Origin of the sequence: Cereibacter sphaeroides 2.4.1 (assembly GCF_000012905.2) — a bacterium.
Classification (GTDB): Bacteria; Pseudomonadota; Alphaproteobacteria; order Rhodobacterales; family Rhodobacteraceae; genus Cereibacter_A; species Cereibacter_A sphaeroides.
In genome coordinates this window covers 72,388-98,597 of sequence record NC_007493.2, presented here as the reverse complement: position 1 = coordinate 98,597, position 26,210 = coordinate 72,388, and the positions used below count along the sequence as shown (strand labels likewise).

Below are 26,210 nucleotides of genomic sequence, written 5' to 3'. Positions count from 1 at the left end.
CTACTCCTGTTTCAGGGGGCGGGACAAAAGGGACTGGATGGCCTGCGGCAGGGTCACGCGCCCCTCGACGAGCGCATCGACCATGGCGGCGATCGGCATGTCGATCCCGTGGCGGACGGCGAGATCGACCACCGCGCGGGCCGTCGCGCGGCCCTCGACGGTCACGCTGCCATCGAACGCCGCGCCCGCGCCGAGCGCCTGGCCGTAGCGGAAGTTCCGCGACTGGTCCGAGGTGCAGGTCAGGACCAGATCGCCCAAGCCCGAAAGGCCGGCCAGCGTCTCGGGCCGGGCGCCGAGCGCGAGCGCCAGCCGCTGCATCTCGGCATAGCCCCGCGTCATCAGCGCGGCCCGCGCCGACTGGCCGAGGCCCGCGCCGATCACCACGCCCGCGGCGATGGCGATCACGTTCTTCAGCGCCCCGCCGAGCTCGGCCCCCACCGTGTCGGTCGTCCGGTAGAGCCGCAGCGCCGCGGTCGACAGCTGGCGCTGCAGGGCCTCGCCTGCGGCCTCGTCCTGGGTGGCGAGCGTTAGCGCCGTTGGCAGCCCGCGGGCGATGTCGGCCGCGAAGCTCGGGCCCGTGAGGATGGCGGCGGGGCTGCCCGGACAGGCCTCGGCAATGAGCCCCGTCGGGCCGAGGCCGGTGGCGAGGTCGACGCCCTTGCAGCAGGCGACAAGCGCGCGTCCCTGAAGCCGCGCGGCCTCGGCCCGCAAAAGCCCTCCGAGGGCCTGCATGGGCACCGCCAGCAGCACCGTCCCGGCCAGCGCCTCGCCGAAATCGGCGGTGAGCTGGACCTGCTCCGGCAGATCGACGGCGAGCCGGGGCGTGCCGCCGCGTGCCCAGAGCGTCACCGGCTGCTCGCGTCCGAGCGTCACCGCCAGCGCCGTGCCGAAGGCGCCTGCGCCCAGAATGCCGATCATGCCTTGGCCCCCTTCCTGCCCGAGCCGATCAGCGCCGGCGCGCTGCGGTCGAGCGGCCAGCGCGGGCGGGCGGACAGCTCCATCCCGTCGCGGCCGCCGGCGCGGAACCGCTCAATCCCGGCCCAGGCGATCATCGCCGCATTGTCGGTGCAGAGCCGGAGCGGCGGGGCGAGGAAGCGCACGCCTGCCGCCTCGGCCACGCGGGTCAGCGCCGCCCGGATCGGCCCGTTGGCCGCGACCCCGCCCGCCACGGCCAGCGCGGGCTCGGCCGCGCCCTCGGCCGCATAGACCGCCAGCGCGCGGCGGGTCTTTTCGGCCAGCACCTCGACCACCGCGGCCTGAAAGCCCGCGCAGAGGTCGGCCCGGTCGGCCCGCGTGAGCCCGCCCTTCTCGGCCACGAGCCCGTCGCGCGCCCGCAGAAGCGCGGTCTTCAGCCCCGAGAAGGACATGTCGCAGCCCGGCCGGTCGAGCATCGGCCGTGGAAAGGCGAAGCGGCGCGGATCGCCCGCTGCCGCCTCGGCCTCGACCGAAGGCCCGCCCGGCTGCGGCAGGCCCAGCAGCTTCGCCGTCTTGTCGAAAGCCTCGCCCGGCGCATCGTCGATGGAACCTCCGAGGCGCGAAAACTCTTCCGCTCCACGCGCGATCAGGAACTGGCAATGCCCACCCGACACCAGAAGCATGAGATAAGGGAAGGCGAGCCCGTCCGTCAGCCGCGGCGTGAGCGCGTGGCCCGCCAGATGGTTCACCCCCACGAGCGGCAGGCCGGTGCCCGCCGCAAGCCCCTTGGCCAGCATGACGCCCGACAGAACGCCGCCGATCAGCCCCGGCCCCGCCGTCACCGCGATCCCGTCGAGGTCGCGCAGTCCGAGGCCCGCCTCCTCCAGCGCGCGTTCGACGCAGAGGTCCAGCCGTTCGGCATGGGCACGGGCCGCGATCTCGGGCACCACGCCGCCGAAGGCCGCATGCAGCGCCGTCTGCCCGTCCACCACCGAAGAGAGGATCTCCGCCCGCGTGCCCTCCGCGCGCACCACGGCCGCCGCGGTGTCGTCACAGCTGCTCTCGATGCCGAGAAAGGTGAGCGGACGGGACATCTGGATGCAACCTGCTGCATGCGACGGGGGGCGCCGTTGCCGACGGATCTGACCGCAGGTAACACCTTGCTCATGGTCCCACAATCCCGCCCCCTTGTTCCGGCCGTGCTTCTGACCCGCCCCGAGGCGCAGGGCGCGCGCTTTGCCGCGGCGCCGGCCGAGGCGCTGGGGCCCGTGCGGCTGGTGACCTCGCCGCTGATGGTGCCGGCCTTTCTCGTGCCCGCGATCCCGCTCCGGCCGGACGCCCTGATCTTCACCTCCGAAACCGGGGTCGAGGGCTACCGGCGCCTCGCCGCGCCCGAACTGTCGGATGTCCGCCGCGCCTGGTGCGTGGGCAACCGCACGGCACGCGCCGCCGAGGCCGCGGGCCTTGCGGCGCACTCGGCCGAGGGCGATGCCGAGCGGCTGATCGCGGCCATCCTCGCCGCAGACGAGCCGGGCCCCCTCCTGCATCTGCGGGGGGCCGAGAGCCGGGGCGAGGTGGCCCCAAGGCTCGCTGCGGCCGGACTTACCGCGGCCGAGGCCGTGGTCTACGACCAGCGCCCGCAGCCGCTCTCGTCCGAGGCCCGGGCCCTCCTCACGGACGGCGCCCCGGTGATCGCCCCGCTCTTCTCGCCCCGGACCGCGCGGCTTCTCGCACAGGAACTGGCCCGCATCGGCGGCACCGGCCCGCTCTGGGTCGCGGCGATGAGCCCCGCCGTGGCCGAGGCCGCGGCCGCCCTGCCCGTCGCGCGGCTCTCGGTGGCGGCCCGCCCCGATGCCGAGGCGCTCCTTCAGGCGGTCAAGGCGCTACTTGACGCAGAGGCAGATGCTTGAGGCATCCCGCCGCAGCAGCTAGGGTGACTTCGGTCACAAAACACCTGAAAAACTGGAAGGCACGGCGATGTCAGAACCGGAGTCCCGCGAAGCTGGTGAGAAGAAACGGGACGGTGATGCACCCGACCCCCAGACCCTGTCCACGCCGGAACCCGTCGAGCCTGCGGCTGCGGGAGAACCTGCGCCTCCGGCCGCCCCGGTCGATGCGGACCCCGCTCCGCTGAGCGCGGCAGGCCCCGACAGCGAGCGCGCCCTGCCCGACGAGGCGGAACTCATGGCCGAAATGCCGCCCGCCACGGAGCCCGAGCGCTTCGATCCGCCGGAAGAAGCGCCCGCAGCGCCGCCACCGCCGCCCCGCAAGACCGAGCCGCAACGCAGCTCGGGCGGGCCCGCGGGCGTCGTCCTGCTGCTTCTTGGCGGCATCGCGGGCGCCGCCGGCGGCTTCGCCTATTCGCGCCACGCCCAGCCGGACTGGCCGCTTGCGAACTACGGCCAGACCGCACAGTCGACGGCCCAGCAGCGCGAGATCGAGCAGCTGCGCGCCGAGCTCGCCGCAGCGTCCGAGCGGCCAGCCCCCGAACCCGCCCCCGCAGCGGGTCCCTCGGCCGAAGAGCTGACCGCGGCCCAGGATCGCGCCGCCGCCGCCGAAGCGCGCGTGGCCGAGCTCGAGGCGCAGCTGGCCACGGCCCCCGCCGAGGGCGGTGCCCCGGGTGCCGACACGGGCGCGCTGATGGCCGAGATCGAGGCGCTCCGCACCCAGATCGCCGAAGCCTCCGGCTCGGCCGTCAGCGATGCGCAGGCCGAGGCTCAAGCGCGGATCGCCGAGGCCGAGAAGGCCGCGGCCGACCTCAAGGCAGAGGCCGAGGCGCAGGCGCAGGCGGCCGTGACCGCCGCCGCGCTGGCGCAGGTCCAGGCCGCCATCGACGCGGGTCAGACCTACCGCGCGCCGCTCGACGAGCTGACCGCCAAGGGCGTGACCGTGCCCGAGGCGCTCTCCGCCCATGCCGAGGGCGGCATTCCGACCCTCGACACGCTCGAGGACGAGTTCCCCGCCGCCGCCCGCGAGGCGCTGGCCGTCTCGCGCCGCGCCACCATGGGCGACAGCTGGACCTCGCGGGCGCAGGCCTTCCTGCTCTCCGAAGCCGGTGTGCGCTCGCTCGCGCCGCGGGCGGGTGACGGACCCGACGCCGTCCTGTCGCGGGCCGAGGCCGCCGTCCGGGCGGGCGACCTGCAGAAGGCGCTCGACGAGGTCGCGGCGCTGCCGCCCGAGGGGCAGCAGGCCATGGCCGGCTGGACCGACGCCGTGCGCAAACGCATTGAGGCAATCGACGCCGTCGCGGCTCTCGCCGCAGCCGCGGAAGGGAAGTGAGGCCGGTTCCATGCTTTGGTCCTTGATCAAGATCCTGATTTTCGTGGCCCTCGTGGTCGCGCTCACCTTCGGCGCCTCGCAGCTCATGGAGAGCGGCGGCGCGCTGCGGCTGGCGGTGGGCGATCTCGAGCTCAACCTCGGGCCGCTGCAGGCGGTGATCGCGGCGTTGCTCCTGATCCTCGCGGTCTGGCTGTTCCTGAAGATCGTGGGCTTCCTCTTCGCGGTGCTGCGCTTCCTGAACGGGGACGAGACCGCCGTCTCGCGCTACTTCGACCGCTCGCGCGAGCAGAAGGGCCTGCGCGCGCTTTCGGAAGGGATGATGGCGCTGGCCGCGGGCGAGCCGCGCACCGCCATGTCCCGCGCGGCAAAGGCGCGGAAATACCTCGGCCAGAACGCGATGACCACGCTGCTGAACGCGCAGGCCGCGCAGCAGGCGGGCGATTCGCGCCGGGCGCAGGAATCCTACAAGCTGCTCCTCGAGGATGAGCGCACCCGCTTCGTGGGCGTCCGGGGGCTGCTGAAGCAGAAGCTGGACGAGGGCGACACCGATACGGCGCTGGCGCTGGCGCAGAAGGCCTTCGAGATCAACCCCAAGCACTCCGAGACGCAGGACATCCTGCTGAAGCTGCAGGCCGATCTGCACGACTGGTCGGGCGCGCGCAGCACGCTCTCCGCCAAGATGAAGTCGGGCGCGCTGCCGAAGGCGGTCTACAAGCGGCGCGATGCGGTGCTGGCGCTGCAGACCGCCAAGGACGTGTTCGACGAGAATGCCTCGATCGAGGCGCGCGAAGCGGCGATCCTCGCCAACAAGCAGTCGCCCGACCTGATCCCGGCCGCGGCGATGGCGGCGCGCAGCTATCTCGCGCAGGGCAACAAGAAATATGCCACGCGCGTTCTGAAGAAGGCCTGGGAGGCCGAGCCGCATCCCGATCTCGCGGCAGCCTTCGCCGAGATCGAGCCGGACGAGACGCCGGCCGAACGGCTCAAGCGGTTCCGCACCCTGACCGCGATCCATCCCGATCACGACGAGACGCGGATGCTGATCGCCGAACTGTCGCTGGCGGCCGAGGATTTCCCGGGTGCCCGGCGTGCTCTGGGCGACATCGTGGCGCGTCATCCGACGCAGCGGGCGCTGACCATCATGGCGGCGGTCGAGCGCGGCGAGGGCGGGGACGAGGCTGTGGTCCGCGGCTGGCTGGCGCGCGCGCTGACGGCGCCGCGCGGCCCGCAATGGTGCTGCGACAACTGCCAGACGGTCCATGCGACCTGGGCGCCGATCTGCGACAACTGCGGCGGCTTCGACACGCTGAGCTGGCGCGAGCCCACGCAGAAGTCGACGCCGAGCGCCACGGGAACCGAGCTTCTGCCGCTGATCGTGGGCGCGCCCGCGGCGCGGCCGGCCGATCCCATGGACGAGGATGTGATCGACGAAAAAGCGGTTGAGCCCAGCACAAAATAGGGCTACCCACCGCCGCGGGACTTTGCTAGAAGCCCCGCAACATCGCCGGATCGGGCGCAGGCGGACCAGCCGCCGGGCGCCCGGATCCCCGGAAAAGGCAAGGCTCTCCAGCCTCTTGACCGGAGCCGCGATCGACCGGACCGCCCCGCGGTCCTGTCCGAGAAGTGCCGGTGTAGCTCAGCTGGTAGAGCACGTCATTCGTAATGATGGGGTCGGGGGTTCGAGTCCCTTCACCGGCACCACTTCTCCCCTCCCTGCATCTTTCAGCGCAAGACCTCGGACATCGGCAGCCTCCCTCTGCCGGCGCACGTTTCGATCGGCTCATGCGGATGGCGACGCCAAGCGCGCTGACCTGCAAGATCGCTCTCCTCGAACGACACCGATTGCGCCCCCCCGGACCGACTTCGCATGGTCCGCGCCCTGCGGAAACCTCCCCGGCCGAGGCCCGCTGCAGGACGTGAGCCGCGGCAGAGGCCGTCTGCCCCAGAGCGCGGCCCGGTGGCGCCTCCGGTTTTCCGCGCTGGTCAGGGAGTCCCTGCCTCCTGCGACTTCGGCCGCGGGCAGGATCACGCTCACCGTCTCCGTGCCTCCTCCTCGCTAAAGACATCTCTGTCGGGGATCATTTCGGATCAACCCGCCGGGATCGCGCTGGACGAGGCGCCTGCGGGGTGCCACCTTCCCCGCAAGGTTCAAGGAGGATGCCATGATCGAGAAACGCGACTTCTACATCAACGGGGGCTGGACCGCTCCGGCCGAGGCGCGGGACTGCGAGGTCATCGACCCGTCGACGGAAGAGGCCTGCGCGGTGATCTCGCTCGGCGATCAGGCGGATACGGATGCGGCGGTGGCCGCGGCGAAAGCCGCCTTCGAGGGCTGGGCCGCCACGCCGCCCGCCGAGCGGCTGCGCCTCGTGAAGGGCATCCTCGCGCAATATGAGGCGCGCAAGGAAGAGATGGCGCAGGCGATCAGCCTCGAGATGGGGGCGCCCATCGACCTTGCGCGGAACAGTCAGGCGCCCTGCCTGCCGTGGCACCTGACGAACTTCCTCAAGGCCTTCGAGGAGATCGAATGGGTGCGCCCGCTCGGCCCGCATGCGCCGAACGACCGGATCGCGCTCGAGCCGATCGGCGTGGTGGGCCTCATCACGCCCTGGAACTGGCCGATGAATCAGGTGACGCTGAAGGTCATCCCGGCGCTGCTCGCGGGCTGCACCTGCGTGCTGAAACCCTCGGAGGAGGCGCCGCTCTCCTCGCTCCTCTTCGCCGAATTCGTCCATGATGCAGGCCTGCCCGCGGGCGTCTTCAACCTCGTGAACGGCGACGGCGCTGGCGTGGGCACGCAGCTCTCCTCGCACCCGGATGTCGAGATGATCTCCTTCACCGGCTCGACCCGCGCGGGCCGCGCGATCTCGAAGGCTGCGGCCGAGTCGCTCAAGCGCGTGACGCTGGAGCTCGGCGGCAAGGGCGCGAACCTGATCTTCGCCGATGCCGACGAGCGCGCGGTCGAGCGGGGCGTGAAGCACTGTTTCAACAACTCGGGCCAGAGCTGCAACGCCCCGACCCGGATGCTGGTCGAGCGGCCACTCTATGATCGCGCCGTCGAGATCGCGGCCGAGGTGGCGGCGAAGACCCGCGTGGCCTCGGCGCATGAGGAAGGGCCCCATATCGGGCCGGTGGTGAACAAGCGCCAGTTCGAGCAGATCCAGTCCTACATCCAGAAGGGCATCGACGAGGGCGCCCGGCTGGTGGCGGGCGGCCTTGGCCGACCCGACGGGCTCAATCGCGGCTTCTTCGTGCGGCCCACCGTCTTTGCCGACGTGACCCCCGGCATGACCATCGAGCGAGAGGAGATCTTCGGGCCGGTCCTGTCGATCCTGCCGTTCGAGACCGAGGAAGAGGCGGTGCGGATCGCCAACGACACGCCCTACGGCCTGACGAACTATGTCCAGAGCGAGGACGGGGCGCGGCGCAACCGCCTTGCCCGCCGCCTCCGCTCGGGCATGGTCGAGATGAACGGCAAGTCGCGCGGCGCGGGCGCCCCGTTCGGCGGCGTCAAGGCCTCGGGCCGGGCGCGCGAGGGCGGCGTCTGGGGCATCGAGGAATTCCTCGAGGTCAAGGCCATCTCGGGCTGGGATCCCGAGGCCGAGGCGCTGGCCGCCGAATGAGGCTCGCCGTCCTCGCCGACATCCACGGCAATGCCGATGCGCTGGAAGCGGTGAGGGCGGACCTCGCCCTTCAGTCGCCCGACCTCGTGGTCAATCTGGGCGACTGCCTCTCCGGCCCGCTGGAGGTCGAGCGGACGGCGGACCTGCTGATGGAGGCAAACTGGCCTGCGGTGCGGGGCAACCATGACCGCTGGCTGGTGGAGCCGGAGGGCGGCACCGTCTGGGAGACCGACGCGCGGCCGCGGCTCTCGGCGGCGCAGCGGGACTGGCTGGCGGCCCTTCCGGCGACGCGGGTCGAGGCCGGCGCCTTCCTCTGCCATGCGACGCCGGGCTCGGACCTGATCTACTGGCTGCATCACGTCACGCCCGAGGGCCATGTGGCGCCGAGCCCGCTCGAGCGCATTTCGCGCTTCGCGGACGGCATAACCGAGCGGCTGATCCTTTGCGGCCATACCCATCTCGCGCGGTCGGTGCGGCTGCCCGACGGGCGGCTCGTGGTCAATCCGGGCTCGGTCGGCTGCCCGGGCTACGAGGATGACGCGCCGGTGCCGCACCGGGTCGAGTCCGGCACGCCGGCCGCCTGCTACGCGATCCTCGACAGCAAGGGCGGGGACTGGCGCGTGACCTTCCGCCAGATCCCCTACGACCACGACCGGGCCGCCCGCCTCGCCGGCCGCTACGGCCGGCCCGACTGGGAAAGCGTGCTGGCCACCGGCTGGCTGCCCGCTCAGAAGGGACAGGGCGCGCTGTAGGTAAGGCTCTTGCCCGTGTCGGGGTGGCGCACCCGCAGGCTCTCGGCATGGAGCATGAGCCGCGGGAAGTCGCGCGCCGCCCCCTCGGCATAGAGCGCATCGCCGAGAATCGGGTGCCCCGTCTCGGCCATATGCACCCGGAGCTGGTGGCTGCGGCCCGTGACCGGCATCAGCCGCACCCGCGTCTCCTTCGGCAGGTATTTCACGACGCGCCAATCGGTCTGCGCCGGGCGGCCGTTCTCGGGATCCACATGCTGCTTCGGCCGGTTCGGCCAGTCGACGCAGAGCGGCAGGTCCACCCGCCCCTCGCGCGGCTCGAGCCGGCCCGCGACGCGCGCCACATAGATCTTCTTCGTCTGCCGCTTCTCGAACTGCTGGCCGAGCGCGCCCTGCGCGGCCTTGGTCAGCGCGAAGACCATGACCCCCGACGTGTCGCGGTCGAGCCGATGCACCAGCAGAATCTCGGGGAAGACGCCCCTCAGCCGCTCGATCAGGCAGTCGGCCTTGTCCTCGCCCTTGCCCGGCACCGACAGAAGGCCCGCAGGCTTGTCCACCACCACGATCTGCGCATCGTGATGGATCAGCGAGAGGGGAACATCCGGCGGGGCATAGAGATCGGTCATCCCTGCCCCATAGCCGAGGCCGCGCACGGGAACAATCGCCCTCGGCCCGGGCTTCCTTGCCCGAAGTCCATCGGGAGACCACCATGACCGAAGCCACCACCACCCGCGACCACGACAAGATCCGCAAATGGGCCGAGGCCCGCGACGGCCACCCCGCCAAGGTCGAGACCGGCGGAAAGGGCGGCATCCTGCGCATCGACTTCGGCGAGCCCGAGGACAGCCTGACCCGGATCGACTGGGACGAGTTCTTCCGGATCTTCGACGAGAACAAACTGTCCTTCCTGCATCAGGAAAAGACGAAGGATGGCGGGCAGAGCCGGTTCAACAAGTTCGTCTCGGAGTGAGAGGCGACGGCGGGCTCAGGCCTCGTCGTCTCCGGGATAGTGCGGCGTGCCGTCACTCACGCGGCAATAGTCGCCCGCCTCGTCCATGAAGATGTGATGGCCCGTCGCGAGACCCGTCGGCCCGTCGACCGCTCCGGGCGAAAAGCTCATGCGGTCGCGGCCGTCGGGCTTCCAGGAAAGGCTCGAGCCGCAAAGGGCGCAGAAGCCGCGACTTGCTGTGTCCGAGGCGCGGAACCAGCGTAGGCCCTCGTCGCGGACCAGCCGGAAATCGGCCATGGCGACCGAGGTTGCCGCCCAGAAGTGGCCGGACCATTTCCGGCACTGGGTGCAATGGCAGGGCACGACGGGCGGCATCTCTCGGTTTGCCTCGAAGGCCACGGCGCCGCAGAGGCAGCCCTCCCCGCATCAGACCGCGTCGCGGAAGGTGCGGTCGAGCAGCGCCTGAAGACGCGCGGCATCCTCCTCGGTGAAGGCCGCGGGCGTGTTGCTGTCGAGATCGAGCACGCCCAGCAGCCACCCCTCGCCGTTGCGGACCGGCAGCACGATCTCGGAGCGCGTGGTCGAGGAGCAGGCGATGTGATCGGGGAAGGCCTCGACGTCCGGCACGAGCTGGATCCGGCCTGTCCGCGCCGCTGCGCCGCAGACCCCGCGGGAGAAGGGAATGACGAGGCAGCCGTGCGCGCCCTGATAGGGTCCGATCTTCAGAAGCTCCGGCCCGGTGACGCGGTAGAAGCCGGTCCAGTCCGACAGCGGATGGGCATGGTGGATCTCGCAGGCGACCGTGGCCATCAGCGCCACCGTGTCCTGCTCGCCGTGGCAGAGCGCCTCGATCGTCTGGTCGAGCTGGTCGTAATCCATGGAGCCTCCGGGTGCCAAAGCTGCAGATTAGAAGCACGGGCAGCGGAACGGAAGGCAGCCGCTTACCGGATGTCAACGAAGGCGCCCTAGCCTATGCCGCGGACAGGGGAGCAGCCCATGGATCTAGAGACGGAAGTGCGGGGTGACCTGCTGGTGGTGCGCGTGCAGGAAGAGCGGATCGACGCTGCGGCGGCCATCGAGTTCAAGGACCGGATGCGCGAGTTGGTCGATACGCCCGCCTCTCGGGTGCTGCTCGATCTGTCGTGCGTGACCTTTCTCGACAGCAGCGGGCTCGGCGCGGTGGTGGCCGTGATGAAACTGCTCGGCCCCGACCGCAGGCTCGAGCTCGCGGCTCTGGGCCCCGTCGTGCGCAAGGTATTCCGGCTCACGCGGATGGACCGGGTCTTCACGATCCACGAGCGGGTGAGCGATGCCCTCTGAGGGAGACCCGGCCTCCGCCTCCTATGGCCTCCGCCTCGACAGCCGTCCCCTCGCCGTGCGCGCGGCCCTGGCCGAGCTCGCGGATTGTCCGCCGCTGCGCGCCCTACCCTCGGAAACGCGGGATGCGGCGCAGATCCTGCTGGCCGAGGTCCTGAACAACTGCACCGAATATGCCTATGCGGGTCGCTCGGGGCCGGTCGAGGTGGCCCTCGACCTCAGGCGCGGGCAGCTTTCCTGCGAGGTGGCCGACCGCGGGCGACCGATGCCGGGGGCGGGGCCCGAAGCGCGGCCCGGCCTGCCCTGCCCGGTCCTGTCGCTGCGCGAGGGCGGCTTCGGCTGGATGCTGATCCGGGCGCTGGCCGAGGAACTCCGCTACTGCCACGAGGACGGGGTCAACCGCCTGAGCTTCCGTGTCGCCCGCACCTGCCTCGCGGCGCCAGAGCCATGCCGCTGCCCGAGAACCGCAATTTCGCCCGAATCCGGCTGCGAATCCGCCCCAGGCGACTGTGAAGGTCGGGCCTGTAGCGGTTGACCGCTTCCCTCGGCGGCGGGGCCGTGTCCCCCACCCGGTTCCGGCGCCGAGGTTCCTCCCTTGGAAAATGTGTCGCACGCTTCTAGGCTCCTCCCCGATCAGGAGGATGACATGCGCGATTTCCATCTACCGGGCCGCTCGGCCGTCTATGCCGGCAACGGTCTCTGTGCCACCTCCCACCCGCTCGCCTCCAAGGTCGCCATCGACATCCTGCAGGCGGGCGGCAACGCGGCCGATGCAGCCATTGCGGCCGCGGTGCTTCTGGGCATCTGCGAGCCGCAGATGACCGGGATCGGCGGCGACTGCTTCGTGCTTCTGAAACCGCCCGGAGAGGACAGGATCGTGGCGCTGAACGGCTCGGGCCGCGCGCCTGCGGGCCTTTCGGCCGCGCTGATGCGCGAGAAGGGCCACGCGACGGTGCCGCTGCACGGACCCGAGGCGGTGACCGTTCCGGGCGCCGTGGATGCCTTCTGCCGCCTCTCGGCGGACTGGGGCAATCTCGAACTGGCGCAGGTCCTCGCCCCCGCCATCCAATATGCCGAGGAGGGCGTGCCGGTCGCGCCCCGCACGGCCTTCGACTGGGCCCTGGCCGAAGAGAAGCTGCAGGGAGCCGCGCGGCAATATTACCTCGTCGACGGGGCCGCCCCGCGCGCCGGCCAGATCTTCCGGGCCGCCGGCCAGGCCGAGGTCCTGCGCCGAATCGCCCAGCAGGGCCGCGCGGGCTTCTACGAGGGCGAGGTGGCCGAGGATATGGTGACCTCGCTCCGCTCGGTGGGCGGCACGCACATGCTCGAGGATTTCGCGGCAACCGCCTGCACCTACGGCGAGCCGATTTCGGGCACCTACAAGGGCGTGGAGCTGGTCGAGCACCCGCCGAACGGTCAGGGCGCCACTGCCATTCTAATGCTGAACATCCTGTCCCACTTCGATGTGGCGGGCATGGACCCGTTCGGCACCGCACGCGCGCATCTCGAGGCCGAGGCCGCGAAACTCGCCTATGACGCGCGCAACCGCTTCCTCGCCGATCCCGACCATGTGCGGCGGCTCGACCACATGCTGTCGCCGCAGACGGCCGAGCGGTTGGCCGCGCTGATCGACCCCACGCGGGCCATGCCCGAGGCGGCTCCGCTCTCCGAGGCCGTGCATCGCGACACCGTCTATCTGACCGTGGTCGACCGCGACCGGATGGCGGTGTCGCTGATCTATTCGGTCTATCACAGCTTCGGCTCGGGCCTCGCCTCGGCCCGGTTCGGGATCAACTTCCAGAACCGCGGGGCGGGCTTCTGCCTGACGAAGGGCCATGCCAATGAGGCGATGGGCGGCAAGCGGCCCATGCACACGATCATTCCCGGGATGATCCGCCGCGAGGGCCGGGTGATCGTGCCCTTCGGCGTCATGGGCGGCGCCTACCAGCCCGCGGGCCATGCGCGCTTCGTCTCGAATCTCGTCGACTTCGGGATGGATCCGCAGGAGGCCATCGACGCGCCCCGCTCTTTCTCGGGGCCGGACGGGATGCTGGTCGAGCGCGGCTATGACGAGCGTGTGAGGGCCGAACTGGCCGCCATGGGCCACGATGTCCGCGTGCCGCACGAGCCCATCGGCGGCGCGCAGGCCATTCTCATCGGCGAGGACGGGGTGCTGGTCGGCGCCTCCGATCCGCGGAAGGACGGCTGCGCATTAGGCTACTGAAGGCGGGAAGGGCCGGCGCCGTCCGGAGAGGCGGCGCGGCTCAGTTCAGTTGGAACTGCAACGGGTAGCGGCCATCCTCGAACTCGCCGAAGAGTTCGGCCAGATCGGGATGCTCGACCGGCTCGCCCGTGTCGTCGGGCACGAGGTTCTGCTCGGAGACATAGGCCACGTAATAGCTCTGATCGTTCTCGGCCAGCAGGTGATAGAAGGGCTGGTCGCGCGAGGGACGGCTCTCCTCGGGGATGGCGTCATACCATTCCTCGGTGTTGGCGAACATCGCGTCCACGTCGAAGACCACGCCGCGGAACGGATGCTTCCGATGACGGAGCACCTGTCCCAGATGATATTTCGCCTGTGTCTTGAGCATGTCCCGCACCCCTGACCACTCCATTATTCCGGCTGCCATCCATTTGTCCACCACGACGCGTGCATGGGGAGGAAACGGTATGTGCCCATATCTGCCGCTGCCTGCCCGCAAAGGCCGTGCGGCACTCGAGTTTTCACCGTGACATCAATGGCGGGAACCCGCGACAGTTCCGCAATCTCGCGTTTTTCTGAAGAGCCATGGCCGCGGGACCATTTCCCCTCTGTCTCATTTCGCCTATCCTGCGGACAAAACAGAAGACGCGAGGGGCAGATGAGCAGACTTCTCCGCGCGGCCATACTGCTGGTGTTCCTGGCTTCCTGCGGCGGCGGACGGTATTCCCCCCCCCGCGATCTGGAGAATGCCTGCAGCATCGTCGCGGAACGGCCGCAATATTACCGGGCCATGAAGGCCACGGAGCGCCGCTGGGGCATCCCGGTCTCGGTGCAGATGGCCACGATTCATCAGGAATCGAAGTTCGTCGGCAATGCGCGCACACCGCATCAGTTCCTTCTGGGGATCATCCCCATGGGCCGGCAGAGCTCGGCCTACGGCTACAGCCAGGCGCTCGACGGCACCTGGGAGGAATATATGGACGAGCGCCGCAAGCGCCGCGCCCGCCGGGACCGCATCGAGGATGCGACCGACTTCATGGGCTGGTACATGGACGGCACGACCCGCCGCCTCGGCATCCCGAAGTGGGATGCGACCAACCAGTATCTCGCCTATCACGAGGGCCGCACCGGCTATTCCCGCGGAAGCCACAATGCGAAGCCCTGGCTTCTGGCCGTGGCGCAGCGGGTGGGCGACCGGGAGCAGCGCTACCGCGCGCAGCTCACCTCCTGCCGCCGCTGACGGAAAATTGGGCGCGGGACGCTCCCGCGCCCCGCTTGTGGGGCGGTTCAGGCGAGGCCCTCAGCGGCTGCGCTTGGCCGCTTCGGACTGGATGCTGAAGAGCGAGGCCGGAAGATTGCGGCCCTGCGCCATGGCGCCGAGGATCACCGTCGTCTGATTGCCCGCATCGTCGGTGATGACCCACTGGCGCAGCGCCACCGGATTCGCGGTGAAGACCATCTCGATCGTGCCATATTCCGGGTGCGCCGGATCCTGCGCCACGACGCGGGTGGTGTTCTTGTCCTCGCGGTGCCCCACCACCATCTTTGCCCGCCCGAGGTCGATGTTCTGGGCGAGGATCAGGCTCAGCGGCGTGCGGCTCAGCGGATATTGCTCGGGCGGCTGGTTCGACTTGGCGTCGAAGATCGCCACCTGCCCGCCGCCTGCCACCACGAGGCTCTTCTCCGGCGGCGCATATTCGAAGCGCACGCGGCCGGGCCGCTTGATGAAGATGCGCCCGGTCGAGACCGAGCCGTCCGCATTCACCTGAGTGAAATCGGCCTCGGCCGTGCTCAGCCCGTTGAGATAGGACGAGAGCGCGGAGAGCGGGATCTTCTCGGCTGCCGCAGGCAGCGCGAGGGCGAGGAACGCCAGAGGCGCGAGGATCAGACGCATCGGTTTCATGGTGATGAAGCTAGGGGCTCCCCGGGGACTGCGCATCCCCGCCGCCTTCACGTTGCGGCGAGAAAGGTTTCACTCTTCCGGCCGGGCGGCCGGGACAGGACCAAGCCGCGCGGAGCGGCCCGGTTCCGTCCGCTGCGAGAGGCGCCCCATCCCGGAGCGCCCACGCCTCACTGCTCGGGCAGAAGGATCTCGCGCTTGCCCACATGGTTCGCGGCCGTCACCACGCCCTGTTCCTCCATCTGCTCGACGAGGCGCGCGGCCTTGTTGTAGCCGATGCCCAGCTTGCGCTGGATGTAGGAGGTCGAGCATTTGCGGTCCTTGGCCACGATGGCCACCGCCTGATCGTAGAGCGCATCCTCGGAGTCGGTGTTGCCGCCGAGGCCCAGCACCGCGTCGATATCGTCCGCGCGGTCGTCCTCGGGGCCTTCGACCACGCCCGACATGTATTTCGGCGGCCCGAAGCTCTTCAGATGGTTCACGATCTCCTCGACTTCCTCGTCCGAGACGAAGGGGCCGTGGATCCGGGTGATCTTCGCCCCGCCCGCCATGTAGAGCATGTCGCCCATGCCGAGGAGCTGCTCGGCCCCCTGCTCGCCGAGGATGGTGCGGCTGTCGATCTTGGAGGTGACCTGGAAGCTGATCCGGGTGGGGAAGTTCGCCTTGATCGTGCCGGTGATGACATCGACCGAGGGGCGCTGCGTGGCCATGATGAGGTGGATGCCCGAGGCCCGCGCCATCTGCGCGAGGCGCTGGATGCAGGCCTCGATCTCCTTGCCCGCCACCATCATCAGGTCGGCCATCTCGTCCACGACCACCACGATGAAGGGCAGGCGCACGGGCTGGAGATCCTCGGTCTCGAACACCGGCTCGCCCGTATCCTCGTCGAAGCCGGTCTGGATCGTCCGCTTGAACATCTCGCCCTTCTCGAGCGCCTCGGACACGCGGCCGTTGTAGCCCTCGATGTTGCGGACGCCGAGCTTCGACATCTTGCGGTAGCGCTCTTCCATCTCGCCCACGACCCATTTGAGGGCGACGACCGCCTTCTTCGGATCGGTCACGACCGGCGAGAGGAGGTGCGGGATCCCGTCGTAGACGCTCAGTTCCAGCATCTTCGGGTCGATCATGATGAGCCGGCATTCCTCGGGCGTGAGTTTGTAGAGGAGCGACAGGATCATCGTGTTGATCGCCACCGACTTGCCCGAGCCGGTGGTCCCGGCGATCAGCAGGTGGGGCATCTTGGCGAGGTTCGCCACCACGGGACGGCCGGCGATGTCCTTGCCGAGCGCGAGCGGCAGCCGCATCGAGCTGTCGCCGAAGTCGCGCGCCGCGAGGATCTCGCGCAGGATCACCTTCTCGCGGCTGACGTTCGGCAGTTCGATCCCGATCACAGTCCGGCCCGGCACAGTCGAGACGCGCGCCGAAAGCGCCGACATCGAGCGGGCGATGTCGTCGGCCAGACCGATCACGCGGCTGGCCTTGAGGCCCGGCGCCGGTTCGAGTTCGTAGAGCGTGACGACCGGGCCCGCCTGAGCGTCCACGATCTCGCCTTTCACGCCGTAATCCTCGAGCACGGACTCGAGCATCCGCGCATTTTCCTTCAGCGCATCGACCGACAGCGTGTTGCGCACGATGGTCGAGGGGCAGGCCAGAAGCGAGAGCGGCGGCAGTTCGTAATGGGTCTCCTGCTCCTCGAAGCGCGGCTTCGGCTGCGCTTCGGGCGGGCGGACGGCCGGGGCGCGGGCCGCGGGCGCCGCGGCGGGTTTCGGGGCCATCGCGGGGGCCATCATGGGGGCCGCGGGCGCCGCGGGTTCGGGCGCCCAGTCGGTGCTGTCGTCGAAATCCTCGTGCGGAAGCCAGGCGGCTTCCTCGGCGGCGTAGCTCTCGACCTCTTCCTCCGCGGCATAGGCCTCGTCATAGGCGGCGGCCTCGTCCTCGTCGGCATAGGCCAGCTGCTCGCGCGCGGTCAGGATCGGCTCACCCGTCTCGCAGGCCTCATAGGCATCGTAGGCCTCGGCCATCAGCCGCGGCGCATGGGCGGGGGCCGCATCGGCCTCGAGCGCGCTCACCGCGAGGCGCGCGGTCGCGGCGCCCGGCATGCGCGAGGCGACCATGCCCGAGGCGAAGCGGATCTTCTCTCCGGCGCCCGCCACCACCGGCGGTTCCGGCGGCAGCTCCATCGGCGCGCGGCGGGTCGCCACCATCGGCGCGGGGCCCGAGCGGCGGCGCGCCATCGGCGGCTCGCGCCGGGCGATGGCCGCGGCGATGGGCGAGAGCGGCCCCGTCGACTGGCGCACCCGCGAGCGGATCACGTCATTGATGCGGGCCTTGATGCGGTCTTCGGTCGGGCCTTCCGCATTTGCGGCCGCATCCGACAGGGCGTGCTCGACCAGCTCGGCCTCGGGATCGGTGACGCGGCGGATGATCTGCGGCATCCGGGCCAGAAGGCCGGTGCGGGGCTGGGCGGGAGCCGGTGCAGGCTCGACATGGCGCGGCTCTGCCCGCAGCCCTTCCGAGCGCAGCGCGGCGGGGCGGGTGGTATCGGCGCGCAGGGTGGCCGGACGGCCCCAGGCGGCCTCTTCGATGACGGGCTCCGGATCGTCCTCGGGGGCCTGCGCCCGCAGGCGGCTCAGGAAGCCCATGCGGGGCGCGGGTTCCGGCTCGGGCTCGGGCTCGCGGAAGCGGCTGCGCGGGCGCGGCATCGCCTCGGCACGCGCCTCGCCCCGGACGGCGGCGGCATCGACCGCGGCGCGGCCTTCGCGATGGGCGCGGATCTTCTCCTGCATGAGCTGCGCGGCCTGCACCGACCCGCGGCCGGCCAGCTGCAGCGCGGCGTTGTAGGTCACGACCAGCCCGACCAGCAGGAACTGCGTCACCTGCCGGAGCTCGCGCAGGTCGAAGCCGCAGACGAAGAGGCCCATGGCGACGAGCCCGCCGCCCACGAGCAGCGACAAAAGCTTGAGCCCGTAGGCTGCGGGCAGGGGGAGGATCTCGAGAAGCGCGCCCAGCACGGTATCGCCGAAGAGGCCGCCGAGCCCGAAGGAATGGGTCCATTCCGACCCCGGCACGTGGGTCGCGGCATAGATCGAGCCGAGCGCGATGGCAATGACCGCGAAGACGATCCGGCCCAGCGCCCGCTCCTCGCCGCGGTGCAGGAGGAAGCGCGCGCCCCAGGCGCCCGCCACGATGGGCAGACCCCACGAGCCCTTGCCCGCGATGATCATGAGCGTCGAGGAGATCGCGGCGCCGATGCGCCCCAGCGCATTCTGCGCGGGCTCGTCGGTGGCCACCATCCAGCCCGGATCCTCGGGCGAATAGGTGCCGAGGATGAGCATGAAGAGAAAGGCCACGATCAGCAGGCCGATGCCCAGCAGTTCGCGGCCCCGGCGCTCCAGCATCGCCTGCATGTTCTGATCCAGAAGCGGGTCGCGCTGCCGTGCGTGATAGGATGCCATGCTACCGTCCTCACCCGTAAAGGCAGTCGCGGAGCCGCACCAGCCCGCGCTGCATTTCGTCCTTGGGGGCCACCATGGCGACCCTGATGTAGCCCTTTCCGGGATTTTCGCCGCCGACCTCGCGGGCGAGATAGGCGCCGGGCAGCACCCGCACCCCCGTCTCGGTCCAGAGCTTCAGCGCCGCCTCTTCGCCGTCGGGCACGGGCAGCCAGAGGAAGAAGCCTCCCTCGGGGCCCATATAGCCCTGCAGGCCCGAGAAGACCTCGTCCGCGATGCGGAATTTCTCCTGATAGAGCGCCCGGTTCGCCTCGACATGCGTCTCGTCGGCCCAGGCGCGTTCCGAGACGCGCTGCACCGGCAGAGGCAGCGGCGCGCCCGCGAAGGCGCGCAGCTGCCGGATCCGGGCAATGCCCTCGGGTCCGCCCGCGACGAAGCCCGAGCGCAGGCCCGGCAGGTTCGACCGTTTGGACAGCGAGTGGAAGGCGAAGATCCGCTCGGGGTCCGCCCCCGTCGCATCCGCCACCTCGAGCGCCCCCGCCGGCGGCGCGGTGCGCCAGATCTCGGCATAGCATTCGTCGGCGAAGAGCCGGAAATCGTGGGTCTCGGCCAGATCCATCAGCCCCGCCCAGTAATCGCGCGAGGCGACCGAGCCCTGCGGATTGGCGGGCGAGCAGAGATAGGCCAGCGCCGTCCGCTCGAGGATCTCGGCAGGCAGGCTCGCATAGTCGGGCAGGAAGCCGTTCGAGGCCAGCGCCGGCACATAGACCGGCTCGGCCCCGAGCGCGAGCGCCGCCATCGCATAGACCTGGTAGAAGGGGTTGGGCATCAGCACGACCGGACGGGCGCCCCGCTTCGTCTCGGGCACGAGCGCCAGAGCCGCGTTGAACAGCCCCTCGCGGGTGCCGTTCAGCACCATGATCCGCTCGGGACCGAGATCGACCCGGTAGCGCCGCTTCAGCCAGCCGCCGATGGCGGACAGCAGCTCGGGCGTGCCGTCGTTCGGAGGATAGAGCCCGAACCCCGCCAGCGACTCGGCCAGCACCGGCCCGACGAACTCGGGCATCGGGTGCTTCGGCTCGCCGATGGTCATGGCCACGGGCTCGCCGCCCGGCGCATGCGGGTCGAGCAGCTTCCGCAGACGCGGAAATGCGTAATCTGGCAGGTTCGAAAACCGCTCGGGAAATGCCATTGACTGCCTCGTGATCGGGGTCGTATCGCCCCGTTTGTCGCAAGATAGCGGCAACTTCCCGGAGGGTCCAGAAAAAGGCCGGGGCCCCTCCCGCCCGCCCCGCGTTGTGGCTTTTTCGCCGGTCAGCCCAATGCCCGTTCGGCGGCGGCGCCCAAGCGCAGCAGGCGTTCCTCGCCCATGGGCTGCCCCATGAGCGAGATCCCGCACGAGGGCTGGCCCGTGGGCAGGGTCAGGGCGGGAAGCCCCATCAGGTTGGCGATCCGGGTGTTGCGGAGCGCGAGGAGATTCTCGCCGACATAGTAGCTCTCGTCGGTCAGAAGCCGCTCCGCATCGGGGGGCAGGATGGGCGAGGTCGGCACGAGCACCGCGTCATAGCCCGCCGTGCGCGCAGCCCAGGCGGCCCGCAGGGCCTCCAGCCGCTGCCATGCGGTCACGAACTCCACCGCCGTGATCGACGCGCCCGAGCGGAACCGCTCGAGGATCCGCGGGAACATGAGATCGGGCGCCCCCTCGATCACCTCGGCCCAGGTGGCATAGGCCTCGCCTGTGAAGAGCGGGCCCGCCATCGCCATGGCCTCGACTACTTCGGGCGCGGTCCCCCGCTCGATCCGGGCCCCGGCCCGGGCCAGGCGCGCGACCGCCTCCTCGAACCCCCGCGCCGGCGCCTCGCGCAGATCCTCGAGCGCCAGCGTCTCGAGCACGAGGAACCGCCGCCCGGCCAGCGAGGCGCCGCCCAGGTCTGCCGGGCGCCCGCCCTCGAGCATGGCGAGAAGCAGGGCGCAATCCTCGACCGTCCGCGCCAGCGGACCCACCGTGTCGAACCGCGCGGCGAGCGGCACCGTGCCCGCCAGCGAAAGCCGGCCGGCCGTGGTCTTGAGCCCCGCGAGGTCGTTCCAGGCCGCGGGAATGCGCACCGAGCCGCCGGTGTCCGAGCCGATGGCCGCCGGCGCAAGCCCGAATGCCACCGAGGCCGCCGCCCCCGAAGAGGATCCGCCCGCCACCGCCGCCGGATCGTTCACGCAGGGCGGCGTCGCCGTCACCGGATTGAGGCCCAGCCCCGAGAAGGCCAGCTCGGACATGTGGGTCTTGCCGAGGCAGACGAGCCCGCCCAGCGTGGCGGTGCCCAGCACCGCGGCGTCCTCTGCCGGCACCCGGCCCTTCAGCAGCGCCGAGCCCGCCTCGGTGGCGACGCCCGCCGTGTCGAACAGATCCTTCCACGAGACCGGCACCCCGTCGAGCGGCCCCCGGCGCAGGCCGCGCTTCGCCCGCTCCGCCGCGGCCATCGCCTCGGTGCGGGCCCTCGTCGGGCAGAGCCGCGCATAGATGCGTGTCCCCTCCGGGTGGTCGGCTGCGGCGGCGAGAAAGGCCTCGGCCAGCTCGACCGGATGGATCCTGCCGGCCTCGATGCCCCGCCCCAGCTCCGCCGCCGTCATCCAAAGCCGATCCATCGCGCTCTCCCTGTCCCGCGCCGCGACGGTAACCGTGCCGCGCCGGCTGGACAATCCCGTGACGCCGGCCATATTGGCCCCATGACCCAAGCTGCCGACATCCTGATCGCCGGAGGCGGGCTGAACGGCCCCGCCCTCGCCCTCGCGCTGGCGCGCAACGGCTTTTCCGTCACGGTCGTGGACGGGCGCCCCGCGCCGCAGCGCGCAGAGCCTGGCTTCGACGGCCGCGCCTATGCGCTGGCGCTGGCCTCGAAGCGGCTGCTCGCGGCGCTCGGCCTCTGGGACGGGCTCGCATCGCAGGCCCAGCCGATCCTCCGGGTGGTGACCGCCGACGGCACCACCGCAGGCGGCCCCTCGCCCTTCGTGCTGGCCTTCGACCATGCCGAGATCGAGGAGGGTCCGATGGGCTACCTGCTCGAGGACCGCTTCCTCTATGCGGCCTTCCTCGCGGCACTCGAAGCCGAGCCGCGCATACGGCTCGTCTCGGGCACCACCGTCGAGGCGCAGGAGGTGGGCCCTCAGGGCGTCACCGTCACGCTCTCGACCGGGGCGCAGCTCTCGGGCCGTCTCCTCGTCGGCTGCGACGGCCGGCAGAGCGGCACGGCGCGCCGCGCGGGGATCCGGCGCAGCGGCTGGGGCTACGGACAAACCGCCCTCGTCACGGCCATCGAGCACGAGCGCCCGCACGAGGGCACCGCCTGGCAATATTTCCTGCCCGGCGGCCCGCTCGCGATCCTGCCGCTGCCGGGCGGTCACCGCTCCTCCATCGTCTGGAGCGAGAGCGACGCCGCCGCGGCCGGGATCCAGCGCCTGCCCGACGCCGACTATCTCGGCGCCCTCCGCCCGCGGTTCGGCGATTTCCTGGGCTCGATCCGGCTCGCGGGCGACCGCTTCACCTATCCTCTCTCGCTCTCGCTCGCCCACAGCTTCGTGGCGCCGCGGGTGGCGCTGGTGGGCGATGCGGCGCATGGCGTCCATCCGATCGCGGGCCAGGGTCTGAACCTCGGGCTGAGGGACGTGGCGGCGCTGGCCGAAGTGCTGACGCTCGCCGCCCGCCGCGGCGAGGATGTGGGCAGCCCGCTCGTCCTCGACCGCTACCAGCAGTGGCGCCGCTTCGACGCGACGGCGCTCGCCCTCGGCATGGACATGGTCAACCGCCTGTTCTCGAACGACAACCCGGTGATGCGCGCGGGGCGCGACCTCAGCATGGGGATCGTGAACGCCCTGCCCGGCCTGCGCCGCGGCTTCATCCGGCAGGCGGCCGGCCTCTCGGGCGACCTGCCGCGGCTGCTGCAGGGCCGCCCGATCTGAGCCTTTCACTCTGCCCAAATACCCTCGGGGGTCCGGGGGCAGACAGCCCCCGGCGGCCGGCGCCTGACCTCGCGGCTCAGAGCTCGCGCGCTTCCGACACCAGCATGATCGGGATCCCGTCGCGGATCGGGAAGGCGAGCCGCGCCTGTTTCGAGATCAGCTCCTGCCGGTCGGCATCGTAGGCCAGTCCCGCCTGCGTCACGGGGCAGACAAGCGCCTCGAGCATCCGGCGGTCGAACAGAGTGGTCCCGGTCATTGCATCACCTCTTCACCAGTGCCGCCCCGGAGGGCGAATTCTATCAACGTGACCAGCGTCTCGCGCCGTGTCTCGAGCGACGGCGCCTCGAGCAGCGCCTGCTTGTCCTCGGGGTCGAAGGGGCAGAGCATCGAGAGCGAATTGATCAGCAATTCCTCCTCGGCCTCGCGCAGGCTGCCCCAATCGGTCGAAAGCTCCATCGCCGTGAAATAGCGCCCGAGCAGGTCGAGGAAGGCCTCGCGCCGGAAGCCCGCATCCGTCTCGGCGGGCCCCAGATCCCGCGAGAAGTCGGCCCAGTCCACGGTGCAGCGGCGGTAGGGCGTGAATCCCTGCACCTCCGAGATCACGCGAAAGCGCGAGATGCCCGAGAGGGTGATCATGTAGCGGCCGTCCTCGGTCTCGGAAAAGCCGGTGAGCCGGCCCGCGCAGCCGATGGCATGGAGCCGCTTTTCGGCGCCGCCCGGCACGTCGCGCGGCTGCACCATGCCGATCAGCCGGTTCGGCGTCTTCAGCGTGTCGTCGAGCATCTGCAGATAGCGCGGCTCGAAGATATGCAGCGGCAGACGCGCCCGCGGCAGGAGCAGAGCGCCCGGCAGCGGGAACACGGGGATCACGTTGGGGAGGTCGGCCTGCTTGATCATGGGCTCTGAACTAGCCCGCCCCATCGATCAGGCAAATATCATCGAGGAGAGCCGGCGGCGTCCTTTCAGAACGATCGGATCGGTGGGCTTCAGCGCGTCGAAGATGGTGAAGAGCTGGGTCCGCGCCGCGCCCTCGTTCCACTCCCGGTCGCGCCGGAACAGCTCGAGCAGCTGATCCACCGCCTCGTCGATCTGGCCCGAGGCATGGAGCGCGAGCGCCAGATCGAACCGGGCCTGATGGTTCGCGGGATCGGCCTCGACCGCCCGGCTGAGCTCGGTCACCGGCCCCGCCTTGGCGGCCTGCCGCGCCAGTTCGATCTGCGCGCGGGCGCCCTCGATCTCCTTGGCCTTGGCAATGGCCGCGGGCGCCGCGGCGGCATAGGCCTCGGCTTGATCGAGGTCGCCCGAGGCGAGATGGCAGCGGATCAGGCCCGCATAGGCCGCGGCATTCTCCGGCTCCTCGCCGAGGATGGCCGCAAAGGTCTCGAGCGCATCGACGACCGCGCCCTCGGCCAGCATCTCCTCGGCCGCGGCCAGCGCATCCGCCAGGCCGTCGTCGCCGCCCATCGCCGCGATCTTCTCCACGAACTTCTTCACTTCCGAGGGCGGCAGCGCCCCCTGGAAGCCGTCGACCGGCTGGCCCTGGAAGAAGGCATAGACGGTCGGGATCGACTGGATGCGCAGCTGCGCCGCGATCATCTGGTTCTCGTCCACGTTGACCTTGACCATGCGCACCTTGCCCTTGGCGGCCGTGACGGCGGCCTCGAGTGCAGGTCCGAGGGTCTTGCAGGGGCCGCACCAGGGGGCCCAGAAATCGACGATCACCGGCACATCGCGGCTGGCGTCGATTACATCCTGCATGAAGGTCGCTTCGGACGTATCCTTCACAAGGTCGCCCTGCGGAGCGGCGCCGTTCGCGGGCTTGTCACCGAATCCGAGCATGGGTTCATCCTCCGTCTGACGTGGTGACCCTATATGCGCGCCGGTCTGCCAAAGGCCAAGAGGCAAACCGGCGCTCTGCCCCGCAAAGCCGGGCGGGAGCGCGCCTTTTCCGCCGCCCTCCCCGGCCCGGTTCAGCCCTTCGGCCCGACGATCCCGAACGGATGCCCCTGCGGATCGAGGATCTGCGCGATCCACATGGCGCCCGGCACCTCCTGCGGGCCGAAGAAGGGCCGACCGCCGAGGCGCTCCGCCTCTTCCATCGCGCCGGTGACGGAGGGCACGTTGAAATAGGCGAGCCACCGCGGCCCCATCGCCTCGGGCGCGCGCATCAGCCCTGCGATGGCACGGCCTCCGGCGGCGACCATCTGGTAGGTGCCCATCTCGCCCATGTCCATCGCGCTGTCCTTCGTCCAGCCGGCAAGGCCCGCATAGAAGGCGAAGCTGCGCTCCACATCCGCGCCGTAATGCTCGTCCCAGACCGAGAGGCCCGTCGTGCCCTCGGGCGGCCGGGGCGGAGCCTCGCGCGGGGCGGGGGTCATCAGAACGAAGGGCACGCCGTCCGGGTCACGCATCAGTTGCATGCGCCCGATGCCCTCCATCTCCTCGGCCGGAGCCACGGCAGTGCCACCCGCGGCCTCGGCCCGGCGGCAGGCCTCCTCCACATCGGCGACATGGAGATAACCGATCCAGCCCGCAGGCTGGGGCGCCTTCGCGGCGCAGAGGCCCGCGACGCCCACGCCCGCCGCCTTCAGGACGAGGTAAGGCGGTGCGCTGCTGGGGAAGGTCTCGGCTTCCCATCCGAGGAGGCGGCCGTAGAAGGCCGCCGCCCCGTCCGGGTCGGCCGTCGTCAGCTCGTGCCAGACGAAGCCGCCCATGTCAGACCTCCACGACCTGCTCGAAGCCGCCGTAGATCATCCGCTTGCCATCGAACGGCATCTCCATGCCCGCCATCTCGGTGTCTTCCATCATCTTCTGCCAGGCCGCGTTGCGCACCTCCTTCGAGGGCCAGACCACCCAGGAGAAGATGGCCGCCTCGCCCTCCTCCTGCTTCACCGCCATGCGGAACGAGGTGAGCTTGCCCTCGGGCACATCGTCGCCCCAGCATTCCACCACCTGCAGCGCCCCCAGTTCCTTGAACTTCCGGGCCGCGAACAGCGCATGGTCGATGTATTTCTGCCGGTTCTCGACCGGGACGGCGCAGACGAATCCGTCGACATAGGGCATGGAACTCTCCTCCTCTGGATGGCCCCGCAGGGCTCGGGCTTCCCCGGAGGCCTTCCGCCGCCGGGATCAGGCCCCGGACGCGCCGGGGTTCGCGAACAGCAACCGCAGATACCGCTTCAAATGGTCGAGAGCCTCCTCCACCGCGGCGGCGCCCCCGCCGGCCTTGGCGAGGATGAAGGCGCCCTGCAGCACCGCCTGCGTGTGACGTGCGAGGCTCGCCGGATCCACATCCGCCACCCCGCGCGCCTCGGCCGCCGCGGCCATGTCGGCCTCGAGCGTGCCCGCATGGCCGAGGATGCTCGCCCCGCAGGCGGCCCGGATCGGGTCCGAGCCATAGGCCTCCTGAACCAGCGTGCCCACGAGGCAGGTGTAGTCGGCGATCTCGCCCGCCACGAGCGCGCGGCGGAAGTCGATATAGGCCAGCACGCGATCCAGCGGATCCGCGGGCCGATGGTAGGGCGCCTCGGCAAAGAGGCGCCCGGTGACGTCCGACCAGGCCTCCGCCGCCGCCACGCCCAGCGCCTCCTTGCTGGGGAAGTGGTGGAAGAAGGCCCCCTTCGTCACGCCGGCCTCGCGGCAGATCGCCTCGACCGAGGTCGCGGCGAAGCCCTGCGTGCGGATCAACCGCGTGGCCGCGGCAAGAAGCCGGCTGCGTCCGTCGCCTGTCGTCATTGCATCCCCCAGGGCCTTAACGTACCAACCGGTCGGTATGCCGTCAACCGCCTATACAGCGTGGGCCGAATCCTGTAGAGCCCCCGGACGGCCCGGAACCTCGGGACGGCGGGCGAGGAGGCCTGGCCGCGATGGGA

At 70.6% G+C, this 26,210-nt stretch carries 26 protein-coding genes, 1 tRNA gene and 1 pseudogene; 12 read left to right on the top strand and 16 right to left on the bottom strand.

Features of this window, described 5'->3' with window-relative positions:
* On the bottom strand, positions 1-918 hold the full coding sequence (locus RSP_RS00465) for an NAD(P)H-dependent glycerol-3-phosphate dehydrogenase (RefSeq protein ID WP_011336800.1): 918 nt from the start codon (positions 916-918) through the stop codon (positions 1-3).
* Positions 915-2,009, bottom strand: coding sequence for a tRNA (adenosine(37)-N6)-threonylcarbamoyltransferase complex transferase subunit TsaD (tsaD, locus tag RSP_RS00460; protein ID WP_011336799.1), 1,095 nt, complete (start codon positions 2,007-2,009; stop codon positions 915-917). The genes RSP_RS00465 and tsaD overlap by 4 nt, the downstream gene beginning before the upstream one ends.
* Before the next feature lie 72 nt (positions 2,010-2,081).
* On the opposite strand from tsaD, the gene RSP_RS00455 reads away from it, so the two are divergent.
* From RSP_RS00455 to RSP_RS00430, 6 genes are all read left to right on the top strand, one after another.
* Positions 2,082-2,825: a uroporphyrinogen-III synthase gene (locus RSP_RS00455; protein WP_011336798.1), complete on the top strand. Its 744-nt coding sequence runs from the start codon at positions 2,082-2,084 to the stop codon at positions 2,823-2,825.
* A 67-nt stretch (positions 2,826-2,892) separates the two neighbouring features.
* Positions 2,893-4,194: a COG4223 family protein gene (locus RSP_RS00450; protein ID WP_011336797.1), complete on the top strand. Its 1,302-nt coding sequence runs from the start codon at positions 2,893-2,895 to the stop codon at positions 4,192-4,194.
* A gap of 10 nt (positions 4,195-4,204) precedes the next feature.
* Positions 4,205-5,653, top strand: coding sequence for a heme biosynthesis protein HemY (locus RSP_RS00445; protein ID WP_011336796.1), 1,449 nt, complete (start codon positions 4,205-4,207; stop codon positions 5,651-5,653).
* A 166-nt stretch (positions 5,654-5,819) separates the two neighbouring features.
* A tRNA-Thr gene (locus RSP_RS00440) sits at positions 5,820-5,895 on the top strand.
* 461 nt (positions 5,896-6,356) lie between these two features.
* On the top strand, positions 6,357-7,817 hold the full coding sequence (locus RSP_RS00435; protein WP_011336795.1) for an aldehyde dehydrogenase family protein: 1,461 nt from the start codon (positions 6,357-6,359) through the stop codon (positions 7,815-7,817).
* A complete protein-coding gene (locus RSP_RS00430) occupies positions 7,814-8,569 on the top strand; it encodes a metallophosphoesterase family protein (RefSeq protein WP_011336794.1) in 756 nt (251 codons plus the stop codon). The genes RSP_RS00435 and RSP_RS00430 overlap by 4 nt, the downstream gene beginning before the upstream one ends.
* Here RSP_RS00430 and RSP_RS00425 read toward each other — a convergent pair.
* On the bottom strand, positions 8,545-9,192 hold the full coding sequence (locus RSP_RS00425; protein WP_002722188.1) for an RluA family pseudouridine synthase: 648 nt from the start codon (positions 9,190-9,192) through the stop codon (positions 8,545-8,547). The genes RSP_RS00430 and RSP_RS00425 overlap by 25 nt on opposite strands.
* Before the next feature lie 83 nt (positions 9,193-9,275).
* On the opposite strand from RSP_RS00425, the gene RSP_RS00420 reads away from it, so the two are divergent.
* Positions 9,276-9,536, top strand: coding sequence for a hypothetical protein (locus RSP_RS00420; protein ID WP_011336793.1), 261 nt, complete (start codon positions 9,276-9,278; stop codon positions 9,534-9,536).
* Between the two features lie 15 nt (positions 9,537-9,551).
* Here the strand turns inward: RSP_RS00420 and RSP_RS00415 are convergent.
* Positions 9,552-9,929 (bottom strand): annotated as a pseudogene (locus tag RSP_RS00415) (GFA family protein); the annotation flags it as partial.
* Positions 9,930-9,941: 12 nt separating this feature from the next.
* Positions 9,942-10,394, bottom strand: a complete 453-nt coding sequence (locus RSP_RS00410; protein WP_011336791.1) for a GAF domain-containing protein — start codon at positions 10,392-10,394, stop codon at positions 9,942-9,944.
* 117 nt (positions 10,395-10,511) lie between these two features.
* Between RSP_RS00410 and RSP_RS00405 the strand changes: the two genes are divergently transcribed.
* The 3 genes from RSP_RS00405 to RSP_RS00395 all read left to right on the top strand — a co-directional run bounded on the left by RSP_RS00405 (position 10,512) and on the right by RSP_RS00395 (position 13,056).
* Complete coding sequence (locus tag RSP_RS00405; protein ID WP_017140031.1) at positions 10,512-10,835, top strand: STAS domain-containing protein; 324 nt, start codon at positions 10,512-10,514, stop codon at positions 10,833-10,835.
* Positions 10,825-11,367 (top strand): ATP-binding protein, encoded by a 543-nt coding sequence (locus tag RSP_RS00400; RefSeq protein WP_011336789.1) that lies wholly within the window; start codon positions 10,825-10,827, stop codon positions 11,365-11,367. The genes RSP_RS00405 and RSP_RS00400 overlap by 11 nt, the downstream gene beginning before the upstream one ends.
* A gap of 111 nt (positions 11,368-11,478) precedes the next feature.
* Complete coding sequence (locus RSP_RS00395) at positions 11,479-13,056, top strand: gamma-glutamyltransferase family protein (protein ID WP_011336788.1); 1,578 nt, start codon at positions 11,479-11,481, stop codon at positions 13,054-13,056.
* Positions 13,057-13,096: 40 nt separating this feature from the next.
* Here RSP_RS00395 and hspQ read toward each other — a convergent pair whose 3' ends face one another.
* Positions 13,097-13,423: a heat shock protein HspQ gene (hspQ, locus tag RSP_RS00390; protein ID WP_002722172.1), complete on the bottom strand. Its 327-nt coding sequence runs from the start codon at positions 13,421-13,423 to the stop codon at positions 13,097-13,099.
* Positions 13,424-13,693: 270 nt separating this feature from the next.
* Here hspQ and RSP_RS00385 point away from each other — a divergent pair, with 270 nt between their 5' ends.
* Entirely contained in the window at positions 13,694-14,275 is a 582-nt protein-coding gene (locus RSP_RS00385) for a transglycosylase SLT domain-containing protein (RefSeq protein ID WP_002722170.1), read from the top strand.
* Positions 14,276-14,335: 60 nt separating this feature from the next.
* On the opposite strand, the gene RSP_RS00380 is transcribed toward RSP_RS00385, so the two are convergent.
* The 4 genes from RSP_RS00380 to RSP_RS00365 all read right to left on the bottom strand — a co-directional run bounded on the left by RSP_RS00380 (position 14,336) and on the right by RSP_RS00365 (position 21,027).
* A complete protein-coding gene (locus RSP_RS00380) occupies positions 14,336-14,974 on the bottom strand; it encodes a LolA family protein (RefSeq protein WP_011336786.1) in 639 nt (212 codons plus the stop codon).
* A 131-nt stretch (positions 14,975-15,105) separates the two neighbouring features.
* Positions 15,106-18,390 carry a DNA translocase FtsK gene (locus tag RSP_RS00375; RefSeq protein ID WP_011336785.1) on the bottom strand — a complete coding sequence of 1,095 codons (3,285 nt, stop codon included), beginning with the start codon at positions 18,388-18,390 and terminating at the stop codon, positions 15,106-15,108.
* Between the two features lie 10 nt (positions 18,391-18,400).
* Complete coding sequence (locus RSP_RS00370; RefSeq protein ID WP_011336784.1) at positions 18,401-19,579, bottom strand: aminotransferase class I/II-fold pyridoxal phosphate-dependent enzyme; 1,179 nt, start codon at positions 19,577-19,579, stop codon at positions 18,401-18,403.
* Between the two features lie 122 nt (positions 19,580-19,701).
* Complete coding sequence (locus RSP_RS00365; protein ID WP_017140029.1) at positions 19,702-21,027, bottom strand: amidase; 1,326 nt, start codon at positions 21,025-21,027, stop codon at positions 19,702-19,704.
* A gap of 81 nt (positions 21,028-21,108) precedes the next feature.
* On the opposite strand from RSP_RS00365, the gene RSP_RS00360 reads away from it, so the two are divergent.
* On the top strand, positions 21,109-22,338 hold the full coding sequence (locus RSP_RS00360; protein WP_011336782.1) for an FAD-dependent monooxygenase: 1,230 nt from the start codon (positions 21,109-21,111) through the stop codon (positions 22,336-22,338).
* 76 nt (positions 22,339-22,414) lie between these two features.
* Here the strand turns inward: RSP_RS00360 and RSP_RS00355 are convergent, their stop codons facing one another.
* The 6 genes from RSP_RS00355 to RSP_RS00330 form a co-directional block, all read right to left on the bottom strand.
* Positions 22,415-22,594: a Trm112 family protein gene (locus RSP_RS00355; RefSeq protein WP_002722161.1), complete on the bottom strand. Its 180-nt coding sequence runs from the start codon at positions 22,592-22,594 to the stop codon at positions 22,415-22,417.
* Entirely contained in the window at positions 22,591-23,235 is a 645-nt protein-coding gene (locus RSP_RS00350) for an LON peptidase substrate-binding domain-containing protein (protein ID WP_029534491.1), read from the bottom strand. Before RSP_RS00350 ends, RSP_RS00355 begins: the two co-directional genes overlap by 4 nt.
* 27 nt (positions 23,236-23,262) lie before the next feature.
* Positions 23,263-24,177, bottom strand: a complete 915-nt coding sequence (trxA, locus tag RSP_RS00345; RefSeq protein WP_011336780.1) for a thioredoxin — start codon at positions 24,175-24,177, stop codon at positions 23,263-23,265.
* Between the two features lie 131 nt (positions 24,178-24,308).
* Positions 24,309-25,052 (bottom strand): VOC family protein, encoded by a 744-nt coding sequence (locus tag RSP_RS00340; RefSeq protein ID WP_011336779.1) that lies wholly within the window; start codon positions 25,050-25,052, stop codon positions 24,309-24,311.
* Position 25,053: 1 nt separating this feature from the next.
* Positions 25,054-25,401 carry a DUF1428 domain-containing protein gene (locus tag RSP_RS00335; RefSeq protein ID WP_002722157.1) on the bottom strand — a complete coding sequence of 116 codons (348 nt, stop codon included), beginning with the start codon at positions 25,399-25,401 and terminating at the stop codon, positions 25,054-25,056.
* Positions 25,402-25,467: 66 nt separating this feature from the next.
* The gene (locus RSP_RS00330; protein ID WP_011336778.1) at positions 25,468-26,073 is read right to left on the bottom strand and encodes a TetR/AcrR family transcriptional regulator; all 606 of its coding nucleotides are present in this window, start codon (positions 26,071-26,073) and stop codon (positions 25,468-25,470) included.
* Positions 26,074-26,210 lie beyond the last annotated feature (137 nt).

What these genes read in the sequence shown, in the direction of transcription:
- RSP_RS00430 (WP_011336794.1), top strand. Translation starts at nt 7,814, where the DNA reads ATGAGGCTCGCCGTCCTCGCCGACATCCACGGCAATGCCGATGCGCTG.
- RSP_RS00395 (WP_011336788.1), top strand. Translation starts at nt 11,479, where the DNA reads ATGCGCGATTTCCATCTACCGGGCCGCTCGGCCGTCTATGCCGGCAAC.
- hspQ (WP_002722172.1), bottom strand. Translation starts at nt 13,423, where the DNA reads ATGCTCAAGACACAGGCGAAATATCATCTGGGACAGGTGCTCCGTCAT.
- RSP_RS00420 (WP_011336793.1), top strand. Translation starts at nt 9,276, where the DNA reads ATGACCGAAGCCACCACCACCCGCGACCACGACAAGATCCGCAAATGG.
- RSP_RS00335 (WP_002722157.1), bottom strand. Translation starts at nt 25,401, where the DNA reads ATGCCCTATGTCGACGGATTCGTCTGCGCCGTCCCGGTCGAGAACCGG.
- tsaD (WP_011336799.1), bottom strand. Translation starts at nt 2,009, where the DNA reads ATGTCCCGTCCGCTCACCTTTCTCGGCATCGAGAGCAGCTGTGACGAC.
- RSP_RS00330 (WP_011336778.1), bottom strand. Translation starts at nt 26,073, where the DNA reads ATGACGACAGGCGACGGACGCAGCCGGCTTCTTGCCGCGGCCACGCGG.
- RSP_RS00400 (WP_011336789.1), top strand. Translation starts at nt 10,825, where the DNA reads ATGCCCTCTGAGGGAGACCCGGCCTCCGCCTCCTATGGCCTCCGCCTC.
- RSP_RS00355 (WP_002722161.1), bottom strand. Translation starts at nt 22,594, where the DNA reads ATGACCGGGACCACTCTGTTCGACCGCCGGATGCTCGAGGCGCTTGTC.
- RSP_RS00435 (WP_011336795.1), top strand. Translation starts at nt 6,357, where the DNA reads ATGATCGAGAAACGCGACTTCTACATCAACGGGGGCTGGACCGCTCCG.
- RSP_RS00405 (WP_017140031.1), top strand. Translation starts at nt 10,512, where the DNA reads ATGGATCTAGAGACGGAAGTGCGGGGTGACCTGCTGGTGGTGCGCGTG.
- RSP_RS00455 (WP_011336798.1), top strand. Translation starts at nt 2,082, where the DNA reads ATGGTCCCACAATCCCGCCCCCTTGTTCCGGCCGTGCTTCTGACCCGC.
- RSP_RS00365 (WP_017140029.1), bottom strand. Translation starts at nt 21,027, where the DNA reads ATGGATCGGCTTTGGATGACGGCGGCGGAGCTGGGGCGGGGCATCGAG.
- RSP_RS00425 (WP_002722188.1), bottom strand. Translation starts at nt 9,192, where the DNA reads ATGACCGATCTCTATGCCCCGCCGGATGTTCCCCTCTCGCTGATCCAT.
- RSP_RS00360 (WP_011336782.1), top strand. Translation starts at nt 21,109, where the DNA reads ATGACCCAAGCTGCCGACATCCTGATCGCCGGAGGCGGGCTGAACGGC.
- RSP_RS00445 (WP_011336796.1), top strand. Translation starts at nt 4,205, where the DNA reads ATGCTTTGGTCCTTGATCAAGATCCTGATTTTCGTGGCCCTCGTGGTC.
- RSP_RS00340 (WP_011336779.1), bottom strand. Translation starts at nt 25,052, where the DNA reads ATGGGCGGCTTCGTCTGGCACGAGCTGACGACGGCCGACCCGGACGGG.
- RSP_RS00450 (WP_011336797.1), top strand. Translation starts at nt 2,893, where the DNA reads ATGTCAGAACCGGAGTCCCGCGAAGCTGGTGAGAAGAAACGGGACGGT.
- RSP_RS00385 (WP_002722170.1), top strand. Translation starts at nt 13,694, where the DNA reads ATGAGCAGACTTCTCCGCGCGGCCATACTGCTGGTGTTCCTGGCTTCC.
- RSP_RS00410 (WP_011336791.1), bottom strand. Translation starts at nt 10,394, where the DNA reads ATGGATTACGACCAGCTCGACCAGACGATCGAGGCGCTCTGCCACGGC.
- trxA (WP_011336780.1), bottom strand. Translation starts at nt 24,177, where the DNA reads ATGCTCGGATTCGGTGACAAGCCCGCGAACGGCGCCGCTCCGCAGGGC.
- RSP_RS00465 (WP_011336800.1), bottom strand. Translation starts at nt 918, where the DNA reads ATGATCGGCATTCTGGGCGCAGGCGCCTTCGGCACGGCGCTGGCGGTG.
- RSP_RS00375 (WP_011336785.1), bottom strand. Translation starts at nt 18,390, where the DNA reads ATGGCATCCTATCACGCACGGCAGCGCGACCCGCTTCTGGATCAGAAC.
- RSP_RS00380 (WP_011336786.1), bottom strand. Translation starts at nt 14,974, where the DNA reads ATGCGCAGTCCCCGGGGAGCCCCTAGCTTCATCACCATGAAACCGATG.
- RSP_RS00350 (WP_029534491.1), bottom strand. Translation starts at nt 23,235, where the DNA reads ATGATCAAGCAGGCCGACCTCCCCAACGTGATCCCCGTGTTCCCGCTG.
- RSP_RS00370 (WP_011336784.1), bottom strand. Translation starts at nt 19,579, where the DNA reads ATGGCATTTCCCGAGCGGTTTTCGAACCTGCCAGATTACGCATTTCCG.